Source organism: Streptomyces sp. NPDC058534 (assembly GCF_042717365.1).
In the GTDB taxonomy this organism is placed as follows: domain Bacteria; phylum Actinomycetota; class Actinomycetes; order Streptomycetales; family Streptomycetaceae; genus Streptomyces.
This window is the reverse complement of record NZ_JBHXNW010000044.1, coordinates 21,033-27,833: the sequence shown is the minus strand read 5'-3', so window position 1 is coordinate 27,833 and position 6,801 is coordinate 21,033. Positions and strand designations below refer to the sequence as shown.

At 71.7% G+C, this 6,801-nt stretch carries 3 protein-coding genes; all 3 read right to left on the bottom strand.

Going from position 1 to position 6,801, the window contains the following annotated elements; genetic code table 11:
- Positions 1-152: 152 nt before the first annotated feature.
- Positions 153-5,108: an NAD-glutamate dehydrogenase gene (locus tag ACFWR9_RS25340; RefSeq protein ID WP_383846017.1), complete on the bottom strand. Its 4,956-nt coding sequence runs from the start codon at positions 5,106-5,108 to the stop codon at positions 153-155.
- Positions 5,109-5,566: 458 nt separating this feature from the next.
- A complete protein-coding gene (locus ACFWR9_RS25335; RefSeq protein WP_383846015.1) occupies positions 5,567-6,238 on the bottom strand; it encodes an HAD family hydrolase in 672 nt (223 codons plus the stop codon).
- A gap of 46 nt (positions 6,239-6,284) precedes the next feature.
- The gene (locus ACFWR9_RS25330) at positions 6,285-6,800 is read right to left on the bottom strand and encodes a DUF6912 family protein (protein ID WP_383846013.1); all 516 of its coding nucleotides are present in this window, start codon (positions 6,798-6,800) and stop codon (positions 6,285-6,287) included.
- Between the last annotated feature and the right edge of the window lies 1 nt (position 6,801).

Below are 6,801 nucleotides of genomic sequence, written 5' to 3'. Positions count from 1 at the left end.
GATGGGCGGGGCACCCGGGGGGGCCGGCCGGCGCGGGCGCGGCCCGGGGGGGGCAAGGGGGGCGGGGGCGGGGCGCGGGGGCGCGGGTGCTCGGCCCTGCCCAAAAACCCCCCGGGGCCCCCCCGCCAAGCCCTGCTCAGGCGGCTACACCGTCACCCGTGCGTGCGCAGCAGCGTCCGCATCGTCCGCATCGCCACCGACAGGTTGGACAGGTCGAACGCGTCCGACCCGTGGATCTCCTCCAGCGTGGTGCGGGCCCGGCCGAGGATCGCCGCGTTCTTCTGCTCCCACGCCTTGAACCGCTGCTCCGGCGTGGACGTGCCGTTGCCCGCCGCCAGGACGTCGGCGGTGAGCGAGGCGTGGGCCGCGTACAGGTCCTCGCGGATCGCCGCGCGGGCCATGGACTGCCAGCGGTCGGTGCGGGGCAGATCGCTGATCCGGTCCATCAGCTGGGTGACGCTCAGCCGGTCGGCGAGGTCGTAGTACACCTCGGCGACCTCCAGCGGCTCCTTGCCCATGCGGTCGGCCACCGACACGATGTCCAGCGTCGGGAAGGCCGAGGAGAACCCGGCCACCCGGGTGGCCGGCTCGTCCGGGACGCCGGCGGCGGTCAGCTCGTCGAAGATGTGCTGGTACCACTCCGCGTCCGCGCCGCGCAGCAGCTTCGGCAGCTCCGACCAGACCTGCTCGACGCGCTCGGCGAAGAACTCCACCGTCTCGGCGAGCTCCAGCGGCTGCGGCCGGTTGTTGAGCAGCCAACGGGTGCCCCGCTCGACCAGGCGGCGCGAGTGCAGCCGGATCCGGGTCTGCACGGCGGCGTCGACCGTGGTGTCCAGGGCCTCCACCGCGTCCCACACCGGGGAGGAGCGGAAGATCGCCCGGGCCGCGGTCTGCGCCCGCACGATCTCCTCCAGCGACGCGCCGGTCTCCTCGCGCATCCGGTGCAGGTACGTCGTACCGCCCGTGTTGACCGTGTCGTTGACCAGGACGGTCGTCGTGATCTCCCGGCGCAGCGGGTGGCTGTCGATCCGGTCGAGGAACTGCTCGCGCAGCGCCGTCGGGAAGTACGCGTGCAGCAGACCCTTGAGGTACGGGTCATCGGGCAGCGAGGTGTGCAGCAGCTCCTCGGCGACCGTGATCTTCGTGTACGCCAGCAGCACGGCCGTCTCCGGGCCGGTGAGGCCCTGGCCGGTGCTGAGGCGCTCGCGGATCTGACGGTCCGTGGGCAGGAACTCCAGCGCCCGGTCGAGACGCCCGTCCCGGACCAGGTGGCGCATGAAGCGCTGCTGGGCGTGGAGCATGTCGTTGGACTGGGCGAGCGCGTTGGCGATCGCCGTGTTCTGCGCGTAGTTGTTGCGCAGGACCAGCGCGCCGACCTCGTCGGTCATCTGGGCGAGCAGCTTGTTGCGCTGCTTGACGGTCATGTCGCCGTCCTTGACCAGGCCGGTGAGCAGGATCTTGATGTTCACCTCGTGGTCGGAGGTGTCCACGCCCGCGCTGTTGTCGATGGCGTCGGTGTTGATCCTGCCGCCGGTGCGGGCGAACTCGATCCGGCCCAGCTGGGTCAGGCCCAGGTTGCCGCCCTCGCCGACGACCTGGACCCGCAGGTCCTTGCCGTCGACGCGGATGGCGTCGTTGGCCTTGTCGCCGACGTCGCCGTTGGACTCGGTGGACGCCTTGACGTAGGTGCCGATGCCGCCGTTCCACAGCAGGTCCACCGGTGCCGAGAGGATCGCCTTCATCAGGTCGGCCGGGGTCATCTTGGTGACCCGGGCCTCGATGCCGAGGGCCTCGCGCAGGTGCGCGTTGACCGGGATCGACTTGGCGGTACGCGGGAAGATGCCACCGCCGGCCGAGAGCAGCTCGGTGTCGTAGTCCTCCCACGACGAGCGCGGCAGGTCGAACATGCGGCGGCGCTCGGCGTACGAGGTGGCCGCGTCCGGGTTCGGGTCGATGAAGATGTGCCGGTGGTCGAAGGCGGCGACCAGGCGGATGTGCTCGCTGAGCAGCATGCCGTTGCCGAACACGTCGCCGGACATGTCACCGATGCCGACGACGGTGAAGTCCTGGGTCTGGGTGTCCACGCCCAGCTCCAGGAAGTGCCGCTTGACGGACTCCCAGGCGCCGCGGGCGGTGATGCCCATGCCCTTGTGGTCGTAGCCCGCGGAGCCGCCGGAGGCGAAGGCGTCGCCGAGCCAGAAGTTGTAGGACTCGGCGACCTCGTTGGCGATGTCCGAGAACTTCGCGGTGCCCTTGTCGGCGGCGACGACGAGGTAGCTGTCGTCCTCGTCGTGCCGGACGACGTCCGCCGGGTGCACGACCTCGCCGGCCACCATGTTGTCGGTGATGTCGAGCAGCGCCGAGATGAAGGTCTTGTAGCTGGCGATGCCCTCGGCCATCCAGGCGTCGCGGTCGACGCTCGGGTCGGGCAGCTGCTTGGCGACGAAGCCGCCCTTGGCGCCGACCGGCACGATGACGGTGTTCTTCACCATCTGCGCCTTGACCAGGCCGAGGATCTCGGTGCGGAAGTCCTCCCGGCGGTCCGACCAGCGCAGACCGCCGCGCGCGACCTTGCCGAAGCGCAGGTGCACACCCTCGACGCGCGGCGAGTACACCCAGATCTCGAACGCCGGGCGCGGAGCGGGCAGGTCCGGGATGGCCTGCGGGTCGAACTTCATGGAGACGTAGTCGTGCGGCTTGCCGCCCGCCGCCTCCTGGAAGAAGTTGGTCCGCAGCGTCGCCCTGATGACGGTGAGGAAGGACCGCAGGATCCGGTCCTCGTCGAGGCTCGCGACCTGGTCGAGGGCGGCGTCGACCTCTTCGAGCAGCGCGTCGACGATCTCGCGCCCGGCGCGCTGGCGCTCGGGGGCCATCCGCGCCTCGAACAGGGAGACGAGCAGCCGCGTGGTGTGGACGTTGTTGCGGAGGGTGTCCTCCATGTAGTCCTGGCTGAACGTGGAGCCCGCCTGCCGCAGGTACTTGGCGTACGCCCGCAGCACCATGGCCTGCCGCCAGGTCAGCCCGGCGCTGAGCACGAGGGAGTTGAAGCCGTCGTTCTCCGCCTGGGCGTTCCAGGTGGCGGCGAAGGCGTCCTGGAAGCGCTCGCGGGCGTCGTCGCCGAGGTAGTCGGCGCCGCCGGCCACCGACTTCGGCATCCGCAGGCCGAAGTCGTAGATCCAGGCCGTCGTGCGGTCGGCGCAGCGCAGCTCGTAGGGCCGCTCGTCGGTCACCTCGACGCCCAGCCGGCTGAGCACCGGCAGCACGGCGGACAGGGAGACCGAGCCGCCCTTCTGGTAGATCTTGAAACGCCGTTCCTCGGGCCCGGCGCCGACCGGCTCGTACAGGCTCAGCGCGAAGGTCTTCTTCTCGTCGAGGCGCTCCAGGTGACCGAGGTCGGCGACCGCGGAACGCGGGCCGTGGTCGGCCTTGTACCCCTCGGGGAAGGCGCCTCCGTAGTGACGCAACAGCTCGGCGGCGCGCTCCTCGCCGACCTCGGCGGTCAGCGCCTCGCCGAATCCGTCGGCCCAGGACCGGGCGGCCTCGACGAGGCGGGCCTCGATGCGCTCCCGGTCGGCGTCGGAGAGCTGCGGCAGCTCGGTGCCCTGCGGGACCCGGACCACGAAGTGCAGCCGGGACAGGATCGACTCGGTGTTCCAGGCCGTGAAGTCGACGCTGGTGCCGCCCAGCTCCTCCTTCAGGATGTCGATGATCCGCAGCCGGACGCCGGTGGTGTAGCGGTCGCGCGGGAGGTAGACGAGCGCCGAGTAGTAGCGGCCGTACTCGTCCTGCCGCAGGTAGAGCCGCAGGCGGCGGCGCTCCTGGAGGTAGAGCACCGAGGTGACGATCGGCTCCAGCTCCTCGACGGGCATCTGGAACATCTCGTCGCGCGGGTACGTCTCCAGGATCTGCAGCAGGTCCCGGCCGTCGTGGCTGTTGGGTGAGAACCCGGCCCGCTCCAGGACCTCCTCCACCTTGCGCCGGACGACCGGCACCCGGCGGACGGACTCGGTGTAGGCGGCGGAGGAGAACAGTCCGAGGAAACGCCGCTCACCGACGACGTTGCCGCTCGCGTCGAACTTCTTGACGCCGACGTAGTCCAGGTACGAGGGCCGGTGCACGGTGGCCCGGCTGTTCGCCTTGGTCAGCACCAGCAGCCGGTGCTCACGCGCCTTCGCCCGGGCGTCGGCCGGGAGCCGCTCGAAGGACGGGCTGACGGGGTGGCTCTCGTCGGTCTCGTGGTGCGGGTCGGAGCGCAGGATGCCGAGGCCGGTACCGGCGACGGCGGCGAGGGAGTCGTCCCCGCGCAGCTCGTACTCGCGGTAGCCGAGGAAGGTGAAGTGGTCGTCGGCCAGCCAGCGCAGCAGCTCGCGGGCCTCCTCCAGCTCCCGCGCGGGGAGGTCGTCCGGGGTGGGCTCCGCGGGCAGCTCCTCCGCGATGCGGACGGCCGCGTCCCGCATCTTGCCCCAGTCCTCGACGGTCTCGCGGACGTCGTTGAGGACGCGCAGCAGGTCGGCGGTGATCTGCTTGAGGTCGCCGCGGTCGGTCTCGCGGTCGAACTCGACGTGGATCCAGGACTCGACGTGCGCGTCGTGCGGGAGGTCGGCGGTGGGCCGGCCGTCGAGCACCTCCACCAGCTTGCCGACGACATCGCGCCGCACCACGATCTGCGGGTGGACGACGACGTGGATGCCGCGGCCCTGACGGGTCAGCTCGTTGGTCACGGAGTCGACGAGGAAGGGCATGTCGTCCGTGACCACCTCGACGACGGAGTGGCTGCACGTCCAGCCGTTCTCCTCGACCGTCGGGGTGTGCACCCGCACGTTCGCCGTGCCCTGCGGGCGGTTCTCGGCCAGCCGGTAGTGCGAGACGGCGCCTCCGAAGATGTCGACCGGGTCGCGGTCGGCCAGGTCCTCCGGGGCGGTGTGCCGGTAGTAACGCCGGAGGAAGGCGAACACGGATGCGTGGTCCGGGGCCGGGGTGCCCGGGGTGCCCGGGGTTCCCTTGTCCGTCGTCCCAGTCGGTAGGTGCCCCCCGACCGGGCTGTTCTCAGCTACCCGCGCAGCCCTTTCGAGCAGCTCGGCCTTGGCTTCGTCCAGCTTGGTCTGCATTGTCCTCTGGCTCCTGTCGCGCGCCGTTGCGTGACGTAGAAGGAAGTACGGTCTCCTGCCTTCCGGCACGACGTCGAGACGCGGGGTGTCCGGTCTGCTCCGACGCTATGCCGCAAGATGAGAGGAGCGGGGGCATACCAGCCAATGTCGCCGCACCGGCCGGGTGTGACATCGCTCTCGCCGTCACCGTCCGGGGTGTGCGCGGCGCCGTGCGGGGAGCCTGTGGCGCCCCGTCCCGCTCGCGAGGACCAGCGACCGCCGCCCGGACACGGATGTGGTCCGTGCGTACCGGGCGCAGGGCAGGGGCACCTGTGCCCCCGCGAACTATCGCGCTGATCACGCCACCAGGCTATCGCCCCGGACGGGCCCCTCGTCACGAGCCGCATGTGTACAAAACCATGCCCGGAACTTGGACGTTCCGCACAGCCACGCACGCGGCCCCGGCGGCGCCCACCGGCTCACGCCGCCAGCCGCTCCGCCTCCGCCACGGCCTCCACCAGGGTGTCCACCACCGGCACGCCGACCCCCTCCAGGCTGGCCCGGCTGTGCGATCCCCCGGTGTACAGCACCGCCCCCGCGCCCACGTACCGCGCGGCCACCGCGTCGTCGGCGGCGTCCCCGATCACCACGGTCCGCGCGGGCTCCACCCCGGACACCGCCAGTTCCTCGAGGTGCCGCACCATGTGCTCCGCCTTGCTGCCCCCGGACGGCCCGATCCGCCCGTCGACCCGTATGAAGTGCGCCTCGATCCCGAGCCCCTGGACCAGGGGGACCAGCTCCTCGTGGCCGTACATGCTGAGAATCGACTGGCTCCGCCCCGCCGACCCCCAGCCCGCGAGCAGCTCGGCCGCCCCCTCGGTGAGCCCGCACGCCGCCCGGTGCCGGGTGTAGTGGCGCTGGAAGGTCGCGTCCATGACCTCCCACTCGGCGTCGGTGGGCAGCCGGCCCAGCAGCCGCTCGTAGAACTTCGGCACCGGCACGCAGTACAGCGCCCGGTACTGCTCCATCGTGATCGGCGTCATGCCCAGCTCGGCGAAGGCGGCGTTCGTCGCCCCGATGATCGCGTCGTTGTCGTGGAACAGCGTCCCGTTCCAGTCCCAGACGATGTGCGCCCCTGTCTGCATCCCCATGCCCGAAAACGTACCCGCCGCCACTGACAATCGGCAGGCCGCGGTGTCAGCGCCCGGGTTCCACCAGGCCGGGGATCTCCTGCGTGGCGTACCAGAGCAGCTCGTGGTCCTCGGCGCCGTCCACCACGGACCGGGCGTCGTCGTCCCCGCCGTCCGCCGCCGCGAGGGCCTGGGCCGCGGCGGTCACGTCCGCCTTCGCGTCGACGGAGTCGACGTGCACCGAGGCCGCCTTGGCCAGCGGCAACGGCCCGGCGACCCGCACCTCGCCCGGCGCCGCGCCGTCGGGCGCCCCGTCCGGGCCGGCCGAGACCGCGCCGTCGGGTACGTCGACGGCGACCACGACGCGGCGCCACTCCGCACTGGGGGCGGCCGCGAGCAGTCGCAGTGAGGCCTGGGCGGCCCGGCCCAGGGCGGCGTACTCCAGCTCCTCGATGTCGTCCGACTGGTACCACTCGCGCAGCGCCGGCGTGACGGCGTGGGCGGGGAGCGGCCCGGCCCCCAGCTCTCCCGTCCGGTGCGCCTCGGCGAGGCCGGCCAGGGTCAGGGGGACGTAGACGCGCATG